Source organism: Odoribacter sp. N15.MGS-14, from assembly GCF_000980245.1.
GTDB lineage: Bacteria > Bacteroidota > Bacteroidia > Bacteroidales > Marinifilaceae > Odoribacter > Odoribacter splanchnicus.
Window position 1 is genome coordinate 1 of record NZ_LARE01000006.1, and the last position, 17231, is coordinate 17231.

General features: G+C 44.1%; 11 protein-coding genes and 1 pseudogene. 1 reads left to right on the forward strand and 11 read right to left on the reverse strand.

Annotation, left to right across the window (positions count from 1 at the left end; all coding sequences use genetic code 11):
* Positions 1 to 478, reverse strand: a pseudogene (locus WS34_RS02020) (hypothetical protein); the annotation flags it as partial.
* Positions 479 to 657: 179 nt separating this feature from the next.
* Here WS34_RS02020 and WS34_RS15355 point away from each other — a divergent pair.
* Positions 658 to 990: a hypothetical protein gene (locus WS34_RS15355; protein ID WP_286693595.1), complete on the forward strand. Its 333-nt coding sequence runs from the start codon at positions 658 to 660 to the stop codon at positions 988 to 990.
* A gap of 39 nt (positions 991 to 1029) precedes the next feature.
* On the opposite strand, the gene WS34_RS02030 is transcribed toward WS34_RS15355, so the two are convergent.
* From WS34_RS02030 to hypD, 10 genes are all read right to left on the reverse strand, one after another.
* Complete coding sequence (locus tag WS34_RS02030) at positions 1030 to 2208, reverse strand: hypothetical protein (protein WP_013611906.1); 1179 nt, start codon at positions 2206 to 2208, stop codon at positions 1030 to 1032.
* 10 nt (positions 2209 to 2218) lie between these two features.
* Positions 2219 to 3160, reverse strand: a complete 942-nt coding sequence (locus WS34_RS02035) for a nucleoside recognition domain-containing protein (RefSeq protein ID WP_046402840.1) — start codon at positions 3158 to 3160, stop codon at positions 2219 to 2221.
* A gap of 103 nt (positions 3161 to 3263) precedes the next feature.
* Entirely contained in the window at positions 3264 to 4265 is a 1002-nt protein-coding gene (locus WS34_RS02040) for an NAD(P)H-dependent glycerol-3-phosphate dehydrogenase (protein ID WP_013611908.1), read from the reverse strand.
* A gap of 16 nt (positions 4266 to 4281) precedes the next feature.
* Positions 4282 to 6003: a lysine--tRNA ligase gene (gene lysS, locus WS34_RS02045; RefSeq protein ID WP_013611909.1), complete on the reverse strand. Its 1722-nt coding sequence runs from the start codon at positions 6001 to 6003 to the stop codon at positions 4282 to 4284.
* A gap of 156 nt (positions 6004 to 6159) precedes the next feature.
* Positions 6160 to 7485, reverse strand: coding sequence for a TlpA family protein disulfide reductase (locus WS34_RS02050; RefSeq protein WP_046402941.1), 1326 nt, complete (start codon positions 7483 to 7485; stop codon positions 6160 to 6162).
* Between the two features lie 24 nt (positions 7486 to 7509).
* The gene (locus WS34_RS02055) at positions 7510 to 8946 is read right to left on the reverse strand and encodes a RagB/SusD family nutrient uptake outer membrane protein (protein WP_046402943.1); all 1437 of its coding nucleotides are present in this window, start codon (positions 8944 to 8946) and stop codon (positions 7510 to 7512) included.
* Positions 8947 to 8958: 12 nt separating this feature from the next.
* Positions 8959 to 12480 (reverse strand): SusC/RagA family TonB-linked outer membrane protein, encoded by a 3522-nt coding sequence (locus WS34_RS02060; protein WP_286693596.1) that lies wholly within the window; start codon positions 12478 to 12480, stop codon positions 8959 to 8961.
* Positions 12481 to 12581: 101 nt separating this feature from the next.
* On the reverse strand, positions 12582 to 13778 hold the full coding sequence (locus tag WS34_RS02065; RefSeq protein ID WP_046402842.1) for a FecR family protein: 1197 nt from the start codon (positions 13776 to 13778) through the stop codon (positions 12582 to 12584).
* Positions 13779 to 13852: 74 nt separating this feature from the next.
* Positions 13853 to 14407 (reverse strand): RNA polymerase sigma factor, encoded by a 555-nt coding sequence (locus WS34_RS02070; RefSeq protein ID WP_046403731.1) that lies wholly within the window; start codon positions 14405 to 14407, stop codon positions 13853 to 13855.
* Positions 14408 to 14826: 419 nt separating this feature from the next.
* On the reverse strand, positions 14827 to 17196 hold the full coding sequence (hypD, locus tag WS34_RS02075) for a trans-4-hydroxy-L-proline dehydratase (RefSeq protein ID WP_046402848.1): 2370 nt from the start codon (positions 17194 to 17196) through the stop codon (positions 14827 to 14829).
* Positions 17197 to 17231: the final 35 nt, after the last annotated feature.

Genomic DNA, 17231 nt, shown 5'->3' on the forward strand with positions numbered 1-17231 from the left:
GGATAGAATCCACCACAACTTTCATTTCGTTCGCAGCCATTTTCAGATCGTTGTTCCGGTCCTTTTCGGCATCACGTTTGGCTTGTTCCAGCTCATTCAGATATTCCTGATACTGTTTTTCATACAAGGCAGCATTTGCTTTTGCCTTAGCTTCCAGTTCAGCCAACCGGATCTCCAGACGTTTAGCGGCTTCTTCGGCCTGTTGTTTCAACAAAGCAGCCTCGGCTTCCGTTTTAGCCACTTCGGCCTGAGCTTTCAGTTTTGCCACTTCGGCCTCAGCTTCGGCCTTGGCTTTGGCTACCTCTGCATTAATTTTAGCCACTTCGGCCTGGGCAGATTGATAGTCTGCCTGAGCCTTCAGGTAAGATGTTTTCGCTTCACGAAGCGCAGTTACCGATGCCGATTCCTTGTCGTCGACGCATGCACCTAATGCTAATGCACACAATACAGCAACTGAGATTAACTTAGATTTGTTCATAATTCTACAGTTTGATTAAATGAAATACCACATTTATAATATAATTCACGCTTATTATATTTTAACACCACAAATATAGAGGTCGTATTTTAAAATTCAAAACCTTTTACAACATTTCTGTTGTATTTTTTATACAGATTCTTTTTATATCTGTACCCGGGATATTTTACTTTTGTTATATGGATATTGAAATTGGAAATATTATAAAAAGGGAATTGGAGAAAACCGGCTGGTCCATTTCCCAGTTTGCACAAAAGATCCGCCGCGACCGTTCAATTGTTTATCACATATTCAAAAGGAAAGTATTCGATACAGATTTGCTGTATGATATTTCAATGGCTTTGAATATCGATCTGTTCAAATATTATTCGGAAGCCTTAGAAAAAAACAATGAGACGATCCGGCTTCATAAAGCCAAAGATGAGCAGAAAATAGTAAGAAAAAGAAAAATTTTTTTAGAAGTAGAAGTCAGCGAAGATGAGTATCAGGCTTTTATGAAGCAAACGAAATAATCCGTCTTATTTACCTCATACTCATCTTCCTCTAGTTTTTCAATTCATTTTATCTACAGAACGGACAAATTCGATATCCTCCCGGAACAATTTCCGGTAAGTGATATGGGTGCGCCAGGCTTTCGCTCCGATGTAATCCATCAGATGTATCATTGGAGGATTAAAATCGCCCACCCAATTCAATTCCAGATATTTATATTCCCTGTTCGCTTCGATAATGCGCTCAGTAAAGCGTTTGATCATGGCCGCTTCCACTCCTTTCCCCTGAAACTCGGGTACCACTCCGAACAACTGTCCCAAAGCCACATCGATTTTCCGGAAATGACGGTAATACATCAGTTTCAAACCACCCCACAAATTCATTTTTCCATTTAAATGTCTCACTACCTGATTGATTTCCGGGAACATCAGGAAAAAACCGATCGGTTGCTCTTTATAAAAAGCAAAATAAATCAAATCCTTATCGATAATCGGTTGTAAACTTTTATAAATCGCTTCTACCTGCTCCCGGGTAATCCCGTCTACTCCGTGTACTTCCAGATTCCAGGCTTTATTATAGACCTCCAATAAGGCTTCTATGGCTTTCTGCTTCCCGATATCCCCATAGGTCTGGACCGTATAATCGGGATTTTTCAATATCCGGTCGGCTTTCCAAACGACAATTTTAGAAAGGCTGTCCATAACAAGACGGGTGCGGAATGTAAACTGTTTGAAAAAATCCCGGAAACCGTAGTTTTCAAAAAAAGAAACATAATAAGGCTGGGTATAAGGCATCGCATAAACAGGCGACTGATCGAATCCATCGACCAACAACCCCCACCACTCAATCCGTTCCCCGAAATTTACCGGCCCTTCCATGGCCTCCATACCTTTTCCTTCGAGCCACTCCCTGCATTTATCGAACAAACAAAAAGCGGCCTGCCGGTCGTCGATACATTCAAAAAATCCCATTTGCCCGACACTATATTTGTCCAGATGACAGGTTTTCCGATTGATAAAAGCAGCTACTCTCCCTACACATTGCCCTGCCTCGTCCTTCAAAATCCAGCGGATACATTCGCCATTTTGGAAACAAGGATTTTTCGCAGGATCGAATACATTCCGGATATCATTATCCAAAGGACGTATCCACCAGGGATTTCCTTTATATAGTCTTACCGGTAATTCCAGAAAGTCCGTTTCATGTTGTCGGGTAGTTACTTCAATTAAAGTATACATAACAAAAAAATTAAATTTTTTGACTTAAGGCCATTGCTTGAGCCGGAAAGATAAAATCGGCCAATCGCTTGAGCCAAACGACAATAAAAGCCAATAATATTCGCGGGACGATCAGCCATACGACAGGTAACCCCAATACGGCAAACAACAAAGGATCTTCCAACTGCGAATGCGATATCGCCAGATGATAATTCAACAAATCCGCTTCGGTCCCGGTTAGTTTACCTTGCCGGGCATAATCCATCAATACGGCGGAACCGTAAGCCAACCCCAGCGTATTGCCCACCACCCATAAAAAAGCCACCTGTCGGGGTAAACCCAACAATTGCATACCCGGACCTAAAAGCGAAGAGATCCATTTCAATATCCCGAATTCTTCCAACAGACGTTGCAGGATCATCAATCCGGTAATCAGGGCCACGACTTTCAGGGACAACCACAGACTGGTTTGCAGCCAATTGAACAAAGTATCGCGGAATCCCAAGTCGACAGAAGGCTGCGCTATCATCCGCCCTGCAAACTCCGGCAAGATCAGATTTAAAACGGCAGCAGCGATAAAACTACAGGTAAAACGGAGTAAGACCATCTTCCAACCCGCAGAACCGGTTTTCTTCTGTACCAAAGTTTCCACCGGATAATTATGGGAAATCAGGCACATCATAGCCAACAAAATCCCTTCTCTCACCGTGAAATCCATATTCGACAGCAAAGCGATCACCGTATAGATATTGGTAAAAATACCGGTCACAAAGACCAAAGCCGCATCACCGGGCAAACCGATCCTGGTGAACAAAGGAGCTACCACAGCAGAAACAGCCGGCAACACCTGAAAGTAGGTAAGCAACATCACCACGAAAGAAACCGGAAGCATAATCTTCAAAAACCAGCAAGAGGTTTTCAATGCCACCGGCCAGACTTTCCTGATACAACCGATTATCCTTTCTTTCACCATATCCTATTTTCTCTTTTTTCCTCTTCCCCCTTCTCTCTCTCAGCCTATAGCTTTTAGCATTTAGCCTATAGCTTTTAGCATTTAGCTTTTAGCATTTTACTTTTTACCTCAACTGCTCGGTCAGCAACCGGATCTCCAATGCCGGGCTAATCCGTTCGTACAGAATATTATAAACGGCATTCGTTATCGGCATATGCACATTATACTGGTCGTTGATTTCTTTAATTCCTTTCACGCCGAAATACCCTTCGGCAATCATCAGCATTTCCATTTGTGCCGATTTCACCGAATATCCTTTACCGATCATCGTCCCGAAAGTCCGGTTCCGGCTAAACTGTGAATAAGCGGTTACCAGCAAATCCCCCAGATAGGCCGAGCTCTTGATATCCCTTTCTATCGGATGAACGGCAGCCACAAAACGCTCCATCTCCTGAATGGCATTGGATACCAAAACGGCCTGAAAATTATCTCCATATCGCAATCCATGACATATTCCCGCTGCAATAGCGATAATATTCTTCATAACAGCCGCATACTCCGTACCATAGATATCGTCCGAAATCGTCGTCTTCACATAATGGCAGTTGAACAATTGTGACACCAACCGGGCCACCCGGGTATCGTCACAGGCAAAGGTCAGGTAAGACAGGCGTTCCAAAGCAATCTCTTCTGCATGACAAGGCCCTGAAATCACCACGATCTGCTCCAAAGGTACTTCATACTGCTGGTGGAAAAACTCACCGATAATCAGATTATCATCCGGGATCATTCCTTTAATCGCCGACACCACAATCTTGTCTTTCAACGGACGGGTGGCTTTTGCCACCACATTTTTAAGAAAAGCACTCGGTATAGCAAAAATGATGATATCCGAACGGGCAATCAGTTTGTCCAGATTATCCGTAAAAGAAATCCGCGACAGATCGAAATCGACCGAACAAAGATAGCGAGGATTATGGTTCAACTCTTTAAAAGCGTTGATGGTCTCGATATTACGCATAAACCAATTGATATGCTCATTCGTTTCCAGCAGAATCTTAGCAATAGCCGTAGCCCAGCTTCCGCCGCCGACGATCGCAATCCGTGGATTTTCAGGAATTTCCATGCCGATAAAATTTAGTTTAAGCCAACCATTTTTTCACTTCTTCGGGAGTCAACCCTGACAATCCCAACTTTTCTTTTTTGTTGATTCCGCAAAGCTCCTGATGCAATTTATTCGTATTCCCGACTGCTTTCAAAGCTTCCACCGTCTGATATCCGGCTTTCTTCACCACTGCGATCCATTCTTTCGGAATCCCCAGCGCCTCGTATTTCTCATCGCCGTCTACGGTAACTTTCTTTTCGGGCTTCATCTGGGGAAAGAACAACACATCCTGAATCGACGCGCTATTGGTCAGGAACATACAAAGCCGGTCGATACCGATACCCATACCGGAAGTCGGCGGCATGCCGTATTCCAGTGCGCGTACAAAATCATAGTCGATATACATGGCTTCGTCATCTCCTCTTTCCTGCAATTTCAGCTGATCCTGAAAACGTTCCAGCTGATCGATCGGGTCGTTCAGCTCGGAATAGGCATTAGCCACTTCCTTACCGTTTACAAACAGCTCGAAACGTTCGGTCAGTTCCGGATTTTCGCGATGTTTCTTCGTCAACGGCGACATCTCTTTGGGATAATCGTAAATAAAAGTGGGCTGGATATAATGTCCTTCACACTTTTCACCGAAGATCTCATCGATCAGTTTACCCTTACCCATGGTCTTATCCACGGGGATCTCCATTTTTACACAAGCCTCGTACAACTCTTCTTCCGACATTTTCTCGATGTCGTACCCGGTATATTCTTTAATGGCATCGGCCATACGTACCCGCCGGAAAGGACGTTTAAAGTCGATTTCATTTTCGCCTATCACCGCTTTCGTAGTCCCGTTGATCGCCAGCGCAGCCGTTTCGATCATCTCTTCCGTGAAGTTCATCATCCACAGATAATCTTTATAAGCCACATAAATTTCCATACAGGTAAATTCCGGATTATGTGTCCGGTCCATTCCCTCATTCCGGAAATTCCGGGAAAATTCGTACACCCCTTCAAAACCGCCGACAATCAGCCGTTTCAGGTATAATTCGTTGGCAATACGCAAATACAAAGGGATATCCAATGCATTATGATGAGTGATAAACGGACGTGCAGACGCTCCTCCGGGAATGGCTTGCAACACAGGGGTTTCCACCTCCAGATACCCTTTGGAATTGAAGAAATTCCGGATAGCGTTGATCATCCTGGTACGTTTCACAAAGACTTCCTTGACCTGAGGATTCACGATCAGGTCGAGATAACGCTGGCGGTAACGCTGTTCGGGATCGGTAAAGGCATCGAACACCTTGCCTTCCTTCTCTTTCACAATCGGCAGCGGCCGCAACGATTTCGACAACATGGTCAATTCTTTGGCGTGTACGGAAATCTCACCTGTCTGTGTGCGGAACACAAATCCCTTCACTCCGACAATGTCACCGATATCCATCAATTTCTTGAAAACCGTATTGTAAGCGGTCGATGCTTCATCTGTAGAAATATCGTCCCGGCTGACATACACCTGGATCCGGCCGGTAGCATCCTGTAATTCGAAAAATGAAGCTTTACCCATAATTCTCCGGCTCATCATCCGTCCGGCAATCACCACATTCCGGGGCTCTGCTGTTTCGTCGAACCGCTCTTTTATTTCTGCCGCATGGGCATTCACTTGAAACTCCGGTGCCGGATAGGCTTCTATCCCCAGTTTAGCCAATTCATTCAATGAATTTCTTCGGATAATCTCTTGTTCACTTAATTCCGTAAAGCTCATCTTTTATATTTTTAATTGTTTTACTTCCAACAAACTATCATTCCAGAATTTTAATTAATTTTGCAAAGTTACTATTTTCCCGAAGTAAAAACAAATCAAAATAAAACAGCCATTGTCGGGTTTTCAACAATGGCTGTTTTTACAATCCTGATCGACTTATTTTTTCAATATTTTATCAAGTAATTCCACCGCTTCCGGCTGAGAAGGACGCGGAGCATAAGCATCTATGATCTTGAAATTTTCGTCTATCAATAAAAAACGGGGAATATATTTGATCTGCCACCCTTCATTCAGATTTTTTGTATCTGTACAATTGTATTCCGGTATCCCGGCTTCTTTGCCTTCGATAAATGAAAGCCAGGACTTTTTCTCTGTATCGGTAGAAACAGCCAGGAAAACGATATTATCGTTCCGGTATTTTTTCGCCAGCTCATGGAATTTCGGGGATTCCTGAATACAAGGTCCGCACCAGGTTGCCCATAAATCCACATAAATCACCTTGCCTTTATAATCACTCAGACGAGCCGTTTTCCCATCCGGAGCAAGCAATTCCAGATCCACAGCCGGACTTCCTTTCAGTAATGCCCCGGCAGAATTAAGTTTTACTTCCAATACTTCCCGGATATCCGTATTTTTCAACTTTCCGGCATATTCCCGTACTTCCCCGACAAGTTCCGTATTTATTTCACTATCCAGCTTATAAGCGTACTGTGCAGCGGTAAAAAGTTCTTGAGTACGTTCGGGAAATTGCAATTTTTCTTTTAGACCGGGAGTTTCCATGGCAGTGCCGATCACATCTCTGACAACAGCCACATCCAGATATTCCTCTCTATTTACCCGGGGAACGACTTTCAGCAAGTCGGGAATAATCTGCTGCATAAATTTCTCACGCTCTTCCCGGCTTCTCACCGGCTGTAAAGCACAGTAAGAGGGATAAGCAGTATAACTATTTGCCATGTCGGCGACAATACGGGCTTTCTCCAACTCTTTGAACGCAGGAGTAGCCTCTTTTACCCGCTCCAGTTCAGCCATCCTCAATTGAGCCAAAGAATCGACGGCAACTTTGATTTCCTCAAAGCTTCCTTTCCGGTTTCTTAATTCTCCCAAAAAAGAACCTCCCTTAGGAAACAGACGTCCCTTCATATAGGTATTCATCTCCGCTCCCTTTCCCTTAAAGACAGCCTCCCGGTTGTCAGTCGTGATATATACCTCCATATCGTCTCCCGGACTCAGATAAAGGGTGTTGCGGCTGATCCGGTAAAAAGCCGGTTTGGAAAGCGGTAAAATCGTATCGAAATGGCCTTCCCGATCCGTACGGATCATAAAGCTCCCCTCATCCCCTATCACACTGGTAGCCCCATCGTAAGACAGTTTCACCAGATCGGTTCCCATACCGACCAATTTCCCCTTCAGACGGACAGAATTTTGTGCCTGAACCGACACGACCGCCATGACAAATAAAATCGGAAATAAAAATTTCATATCGACCATATTAAATATTCGTATTTATCTTTCATAATCCGGAAGATCAGGCCGGAACCCCTTGACTACCGGCGGTATCGGAATAATATAGCGGTTGTCGTTGGGCGGTAAAGTCCAGGTTTGTCCATCCGCCGAATGGGTGATCGTTTTTTGGAAACGACTTTCTTTGTTCAAACGTTTCAGATCTACAAAGCGGTAGATTCCGAGGAAAGCGAATTCCCGGCGGCGTTCTTCCAGTACTTTCACCAGAGCCTCGTCCGCATTGGCAAAAGTCACATGTACATTGTTTTCTATGCGATGATCCCGTAACAGATTATACAGACGCGCAGCTTCCGCCAGGTTTTCCGTACCTCCTTCGCGTGCATAACACTCGGCAGCCGTCAGAATCACCTCCATATTGTTCAAAGCCAGATTCGCCCGGATATAAGGCATAAAAATTGTATACCCACGGAATTCCACACCGCTGTATTCATCGTCTACAAACCACAGTTCCCGGCGTTTATCCACAGCTCCCGGAGCCAGGTCCTTGTCATAAATATCCAGTAACTCCTGACTGGCATATACAGCCATTTGTAACCCGAAGACGGAGGGCGGATAACGTACGTAAATATTTTCCGGATTATCCATTCCTTCAGGATAAGGACTGCTGGGATCGTCTTTCCGTACAATCCTTCCGATATAAGCATTCGGTTTGGCGGTATATTCTGTCAGGTCTACCAATTCTTCACTGACTTCCAATGCTTTCTTTGCATTTTCCAAAGCTTTATCATATTCTCCGCGCATCAGATACATACGGGCCAGAAAACCATAGGCTACATTCTTCGCCGGACGGAATGTGTTCGGAGTTTTATCCAACAAAGCAGGCAGGGCATCGTCCAGTTCTTGCTTGATCGCCGTATACACTTGTTCTACAGTGCTACGGGAATAATTCAGGTCAGCCACATCTTCGCTGGAGATCAGAGGCAAGCCGTAATCGGTCGAAGCCGTTGCAGCGTCATAGGCCGGAGCATAAACCCCGATCATACAAAGATACTCGAAAGCCCGGGCAACCATCGCTTCCGATTTTAAGTTCAGCTTATCGGATTCCGAAGCATCCGTCACACTCATGATATTATTGATTACCGTATTACACACATAGATACGGTTGTAAGCATAGTTCCAGATCGGATCAGAAACTCCGTCATTGAAAACAGCCCCGTGTTCGAAAGCATAGAGATTTTTAATTTCATCATCCATAGAGGTAAAATTATTCTCTTCATCTCCGCTTCCCAGCTGAGCATCATCGGTAATATACACCGGATAATGATCCAGCGCTTTAGCCATCTGTGCGTAATTCATCAACTGACGGTAGTCGTCGTATTTCGAAGGAATGGTATATCCTTTCGGCTGTATGTCCAGAAAACGGTCACACCCCTGACAAAGGAACATGCCCCAAACAATCCATAAAAATATTTTTTTCATAATCATCTCCTTTTAGAATTTTAAAGATAAACCTAGCGTATATATGGTCGGGTCGAGCGCGCTTCTCGAAATAGATGTCAGAGAAGTCCCGTTCCAGGATTCCGGATTCAAACGTCTTTTCTGAGAACCCCACCACCAGATATTCTGAATCTGTGCATTGATACTCATTCCTGAAATAAAAGCTTTTTTTAGCCAACGTTCCGGCAAATTATAGGACAGGGTTACCTCCTTCAGCTTTATGTAATTCGCTTTTTTGATGTGTTTATCGGCAGCATACCACAAATAGGTATAGTTGGTACTGGCATTTCTCATAAAGGCCGGAGCTTTATCGGGATCGTCGGAATCTTCCGGAGATTTCCAGTAATTCCGGATACTCCTGTCCACATTCGTAGTTCCGGTTGTCGACGTGAAGTATTTAGGCATGACATCCCTCATCACATGTCCGCCGTAATACAGAAACATAAAAGAAAGATCGAAACCTTTATAAGTCAGCATATTCGACATAGATGCAGAATAGGGAGGTATACTTGTTCCGGAGCGTACCAGATCCTCGACCGTCAGGTCTGCGAGCGATTTCACGATCGTTCCGTCCTTTTTATAAGCCTGAGGATTTCCACTCTCGTCCAATCCGGCCCAACGTACACTGAATAAAGTTCCCATTGCCATCCCTTCTCTCGTATTCGTACCGCTGATATAACTGGAAACGGAGTTAGAACTGTTTTCCAGTTTTGTGATCCGGTTTTTATTGTAACTGAAATTAATATTCGTTGCCCAGCGGAAGTCTCTTGTCTGTATATTCACACTGTTCAATACAATCTCATAACCGTGGTTGTACATCTCGGCATAGTTCATCGTCAGAGACCCCCAACCGGAAGTCGGGTCTGTAGCGATCGACCCCAGCAAATCCGAAGTATTTTTCGCATAATAGTCGAACGATCCTCCCAAACGGTTGTTAAAGAAGCTGAAGTCGATACCCAGATTGGTCTGGTTGGTTCTTTCCCAGCGTAAGCCGGAGTTTGGAGGACTGGATACAGAACTGGAATATTCACCGGTCCAAGAATTGATTCCGGCAGAATATACGATCATATAAGGTCCGCTTTGTTTTGCAATGTTACCGTTGATTCCTTTGGTAAAACGGATGGAAAGCTGATCCAGCCAGTCCATGTTTCCCATAAATTTCTCCTGTGCCATATGCCAGCTGACACCGACCGACCACAAAGGTTTGTACTGATACTTGGGATTCGTACCGAACAAATTGGACTGGTCCATACGGATACTCCCCGTAATGGCATACCGGCGGTCATAAGTATAGGAAGCATTTCCATAAAACGAAACGTAACGGTCCTCTTTATCGCCGAAAGTATCGGGATAACCGTTCGGAACGTGGGTATAAGAATTATTGATTGCCTCCGTACCCTGTTGGGTCTGGTTCAGTGTTGCTTCATCCAGGTATTTATGTGCCAGGCTGACCTTGTCATAACCGTATTTCTCTACATAGGTACTGGTACTGTGTACAGCACGGCGTTCACCACCGGCGATCGCACTGACCTCGTGTTTTTCATCGAACGTGCGGTTGAAATTGATCTGAGCACGCAAAGTATAGGAATTTTTATCGCTTCTGGTCTCGTCGATATAACCCCCTTCCGGTATCAGATGTTTAATACTTCCATCGGCATTCACGATGGATGAATTGTTGATCTGATTACGGAGCATATAGGATTGGGGGTCATAATAATTCTGTACCAGCGAATTGTTTTTTTCCAGCTGATACCGCAAATCCACATCCAGCCCTTCGATAATCTTTACATTCAGGGCCACATTCACATTGGAATAGTTGCTCTTGCTGAAATAACTTTTCCGGTGCATTTCTTCCAATGGATAAAAAGACTCGTCGTTGAGCCCCAAGCCGACCAGGCGGTCTATCTCCGACTGGGATTTTGTCTGATACCAGTTCAATGGATTGCCGTCTTCATCGAATAAAGTCTGATAGGAAGCACGTCCGCCGGTCAGATAAGTCGAAGGGGTAAAACCATTGTCATAATCCGCCTTTGTATAACTACCGACAACTCCCAGATCAGCCCTCAGCCATTCAAAAAAGTTATAGGAGCTTCTCAGGTTAAAACCTACCCGGTCATTATCCTGCCCCTTCGTTTGCAAAATATTCTGCATATAATTGACGCTGGCGGAATATTGATATCTATCCGAACTTCCGCGTAAAGCCAGATTATGTTGATGAGTGATCGCAGTCCGGAGAAAATTATCTTTCAGTTCATTGTAATTGTTCCGGTTCCGGTAAATATTCAACTGCCGGTTCATTTCATCATCGCTGATATTCCCGGCTTCATTCTCGTACAACAAATTGAGCACTTCATTCTGATAATATCTTTTGTCAGAGCTACTGTAAGGAGAATGATAAGTATTGAACATTTCAACCTGCCAATCTACCAGTTCCTCACTATTCATGAGATTCAGATAATCCCTGTCATCCCGTAAAGGAGTGATAACAACAGAACCGTTGTATTCGATCGTACTCTTTCCGGCACCTTTCTTGGTCATAATCACAATCACCCCGTTTGCCGAACGTGATCCGTAGATGGAAGCGGCCGTCGCATCTTTCAGAATAGTAATATTGGCAATTTCAGACGGATTGATCGCATCCAGGGAACCTTCATAGGGCACTCCGTCGACCACATATAAAGGAGTGGAAACTCCGGAAATCGTAGCCTTACCACGAATTCTCAGATCTCCTTTGTAATTCGTCAGACCGGCAGCCATACCTTCTATACGTGAAATAATACCAGGCTGCAATTTATGTTCGAAGTCTTTATTCGTTAAAACGGCAAACGAACCGGTAGCACGCTCCTTGGAAAGAGTCTGATAACCTGTTACCACCACATCGTTCAATTGGGTGGCCTCCGCCTCCATGGTGATGCGATAAGGTTCTTTTTTCAAAGGCATTTCCTTCGTTTTCAATCCCACAAACGATACGACCAGAGTTTCTTTTCCGATCAAATCCGGAGATACGCTCAACTGGAAATTCCCGTCTACATCCGAAACGGTCCCGATAACCTTATTGCCTTTTAAATAAACGGCAGCCCCGGGTAACGGACGTCCGTCCGCTTCCAGTATCAAACCTTTGATCACAATCTTTGTCTGCTGAGGAGCTGCTTCAAGCCGCTTTTGTTCGTAGATCACCACCGTATTATCTACAATTTCATAAGACAGGACGGTCCCTTTCAGGCATTGTTTCAAAATCTCTTCCACATTCGCATTCTCTACCTTCACAGAAAGATTCTTAATATTACTGATTTGTTCGCTGTTGCAGATGATATCGAAAGAACTTTTTTTCTGAATTTCCAGTAGCACTTCTTCCAAAGTAACATTCTTCATTTTCAAATTAAAAGCCTGTGAAAATACATTTGCAGCCGCGGTAATGTTAAACGCCAGTATACATAGCAAACCGATACGCGTTACCAGCAACATTTTCTGCAATTTACCCCGCCCGAAAAGCGGTTTAGTTCGCATTTTTTTCATACATTTGAGAGTTTTAAGTAATTAAACAATTCATGTCCCGCACGGACATTGGATTTATTATCTTGAACAGGCAGGAAATGGTCCAGATTTCCTGCCTTTTTTCAGGAACTTTGATAAGGTACCACCATTATTTTATGATTCACATACCGGAAACTGACGAGTCTTGTAGCGCTCAATAGCTTCAGTACCTTTGTAATATCCTCATACCGGCTGATAACCCCGAATACCTTCAGGTTTTTCAAAGTTTCTTCGGAATATGTGAATTCTACATCGTACCATTTCTCCAGTCTCATGGTGATGTGCTGCATATCCTCATGGTTGAACACAAATTTCCCATCTTTCCAGGCCGTATAAGGTAAAGTATTTACTTTCAGACAAGTGATATCCGAAGTCGTACAATCGACCCGTGCCTGCTGAGAAGGTTCGAGAAAAACCGAATGCCGGCCCGGAACTTTCACTTCCACACTCCCTTCCACCAAAGTTGCCGCATAATAACCTTCCTGATTCAAAGTGTTCAGATTGAATTCCGTTCCCCACACCTGTACCGACAAGCCGTCGGATTTTACAATAAAAGGCTTTTCATTGTTCTTGGTCACTTTAAAATAAGCTTCTCCCCTCAAGGTCACTTCCCTGCTTTCACCGATAAAGGTAACCGGATATTGCAGTTCCGATTCGGCATTCAGATACACCAGCGTTCCGTCGGCAAGTTCGACCCTATACTCCCCTCCCCGGGGTACGATCAGCCGATTCATTTTCACTTCTTTCTTTTCCGTTTTTTCCGTCTTTTTATAAGAAATAACACCCGTATGTTCTGTATTCCGGACTGTTGCGTCCGCAGTTTGAAAAGTGCTCTGCCGATCCAGTTTTACAGAAGAACCATCCTCCAATATCAATACTGCCTTAGAAGAACCATGTGCTATAGCCGGAACCTGTGCAACAGCAACGGCTTCTACCGTTTCCGGTGTTTTATTCCCGGATATATAGAAAACCGAAAAAGCAATTCCCAATACAGCACAAGCCACCGCTGCATACTTCAATATATTCGATCCGGCCCGGTGTTTCCGTTTTCCCGATACTTTTTCCGACAACATTTTCCAGGCAGTCTCCGGCACAAATAGAGCAACCTCCTTTTGTTGCAATTCCATTCCCCCCATTGTAAGCAGTTCCTGATACAAACGTTCATTCTCCTCACTACTTTCCCTCCAAAGACGAAGTTCCACAACTTCCTCCCCGCTCAAAGAACCGGCAATCGCTTTCACGATCAGATCAGCAATATACAATTGTTCAAATGAATTCATAATTCTCTTTTAAAACGCACTTGTATTACTTAAACAATCGAAAATAAAAAATGGACTAATGAAAATTAATTTTTTTAAATAAAAAGGCCCCATAGCCTCTGAACTCTCTCTCTCAGAATTTTTACAGCCCTGACCCGATGATTTTTTACTGTATTTGCAGAAATGTGCAGCAGTTCGCCTACTTCTTTATAAGATTTTCCTTCAGACAACAAATTTACTACCCGTCGGCATTCCGGAGTCAATTCCTGTATCATTTCCAGTAATTGCCGTTCTACTTCCTGACGGATGATCAATTCTACAGCAGAAGTTTCAGTCTCCTCTCCTCTTTCTTCCAATTTTTCCGCCTTCATTTTCATATACCGCAAATAATTGATGCCGGAATTACGAACGATTGTATATAGATAGGAACGTATCGTCAAAAGCGAGCTAAAATTCTGTCTGTTTTCCCACAATTTTACAAAAGCTTCCTGCACCAGGTCGGCTGCAACCCATTCCTCCCGAATCAAACGCAGACAATACACACACAACGAAGAATAAAATTTTTCAAAAACATACCGGAAAACCTTCTCCTCTCCGGCTTGAAATGCAGAAATAAAAGTTTTCTCGTGATCTAAATCGTATTCTTTCATAAAAAAACGTTCGATTCTTTTTGCGGGAATCTGCAACAAGAATAATCGACAGATGACAATTGATCATGGAGAATTACCGGAAGCTTCGCTTCCATGAAAAAACAGATTAATAAAGAAAAGCAGAAAGGAAAATTAAATGTATATCCATTGATTTATAATTCGATAGAATAAACTTAAGACTGTGATTTACCCTTGTCGATTGTCAATTATTCCTTGTCAATAGACCAAGCACCCGCAGAGACCAAGGACTTTATAAACTTTATAAACTTTCGACTAAATTAAACGAACGTTTTTTAAGTTAACAGATGTCATACATTAAATAAATCTCTATAATTTTAATAACTATTCACACTTTCAGATACGACTTATGCTTTTTGCTGTAGAAACTACTTCAAAAAGCACCAGTCGTTAAAAATGTATTAAAATGTCGTTTGTTCCGTACGACAAATGATCTCGTTCTGCAAATCTTCGCCCAGGTCGTTGAAATAATCACTATATCCGGCAACCCGGACAATCAGATCCCTGTAGTCTTCGGGATGTTTCTGAGCTTCCCGGAGCGTATCGGCATCGACCACATTAAACTGGATATGATGCCCGTCCATCCGGAAATAAGCCCGGATCAGATGTACCAGATTATTACATCCTTCTTCGGTTGAAAGAAGCGAAGGAGTAAATTTCTGATTCAGTAACGTCCCGCCGGTTTTGATATGATCGATTTTGGCGGCAGAACGGATGACTGCCGTCGGTCCGTTCGTATCGGCCCCCTGGACCGGAGAGATGCCTTCCGACAGCACTTTCCAGGCATTCCGTCCATCCGGAGTAGCTCCGGTCACTTTACCGAAATAAACATGACAGGTAGTAGGCAACATATTTACCCGATAGTCCGCCCCCCGGGGAGATTTATGTCCCGACAAAACATCATAGTACATGTCGAACACCTGTACCTCCTGCTCGTCGGCATAATCATCATCGTTACCGTATTTCGGAGTATGATACACCAACTGATACTGTAACTCTTCGAACCCTTTGAAATCGTTCGCCAAAGCTTTCTCCATAGTCTCCATCGCGATGGTCTTTTTATCATACACATGATAGCGTAAAGCGGTCAGCATATCCGTAATGCTACCCAGGCCCACCCCTTGCACATAGCTACTGTTGTAACGGGCGCCACCACACATATAATCTTTTCCGTTCCGGATACAATCTTCGATCAGTACAGACAAGAAAGGTACCGGCATATATTTCATAAATATGCGTTCGATGATATTGTTACCGGTCAGTTTGATCCGCATAAAATGTTGTACCTGTGCTTTATAGGCTGTAAACAATTCCTCATAGGTCCGATAATCTGTAGCTGTCCCGGTTTTCAGACCGATCTGTTTGCCGGTCCGCTTATCGAATCCGTCGTTCAGGGTCAATTCCAGAATTTTCGGCAGATTAAAATAGCCGGTAAGGATATAAGCTTCGGTACCGAAAGCCCCGGTTTCCACACATCCCGAGCACCCGCCGTTCCGGGCATCGCGGACATCTTTTCCCGCCCGCAACATTTCCTGTACCAAAGCATCCGTATTGAACACCGACGGTTGACCGAAGCCGGTTTTGATGATTTCGACAGCAGCCCGGATAAAACGGTCCGGATTTTTCTTACTGACCTGAATCATCGAACTGGGTTGCAGTAAACGCATCTCCCGGATTACATCCAGCAGGATATACGACATCTCGTTCACCCCATCGCTACCGTCTTCCTTCACCCCTCCGACATTGATCAGACAAAAATCGGTATAAGTATTACTTTCTTCAGCCGTAACCCCCACTTTGGGCGGAGAAGGATGGTTGTTGAATTTCACCCAGAAAGACTGCAACATTTCGTATACTTCTTCCTGAGTGACCGTCCCCTCTTCCAGCTGTTTTTTATACAGCGGATACAGGCTCTGATCCAAACGTCCGGGATTGAAAGAGTCCCAGGGATTCAATTCGGTAACCACACCCAAATGGATAAACCAATAATGTTGTAATGCCTCATGAACGGTTGTCGGAGCATGAGCCGGTACCCGACGACAAATCGCAGCCATTTTCTCCAGCTCTTTCTTTCTCACCGGGTCTTTTTCTTCAGCCGCCAGCTCTTCCAGGCGTTCGGCATACCGTTCGGCATAGCGGATCATTGCATCACAAACGATATCCATCGCCCTCAGCTCGTCGCGTTTATCCACGCCTTCCGGATCGTTTACCAGGTCGGTCTTAGCCAGACTTTCGGCTATTTCTTCTTTCAAATCCAACAACCCGGTACGAAACATCTTTATCCCTAAAGCCGTATGTCCCGGTGCCCTTTGTTCCTGAAATTCCGTAAATACACCGGCAGTATAAGCCTCTTTCCACTCCTGTGGCAAATTCTGAAATATCCGGTCGCGATTACTTTTCCCTTTCCAGTAGGGAATAATGATATCCCGGTAAGCAGCCCGGGTAGTTTCATCGGATTTAAAGGATACTTTCGGGCGATCGTTCAATATCTCGAGATCTTGTAACGAGTGGATACAGATTTCGGGATAAGTCGGAGTAGCCTTCGGGGCCGGTCCCCGCTCGCCGACAATCAATTCACCCTCATTCACACAAATATACTTATGTTCCAGGATATATTTAAACGCTAAAGCCCGTTGAACCGGTACCGGTTCGGCATCGGCCATCCCCGATTGATAAAATTCAGTAATCAGTAAAGCTCTTTCCGCCGAGATCCGATTCTCAGCATTCAGACTCTGCTCACGCAGTTTTCTGATTCGTTCGGTCATTTTCATAATAAGTATGGTTTTGATTTATAGTTTTTTAACAG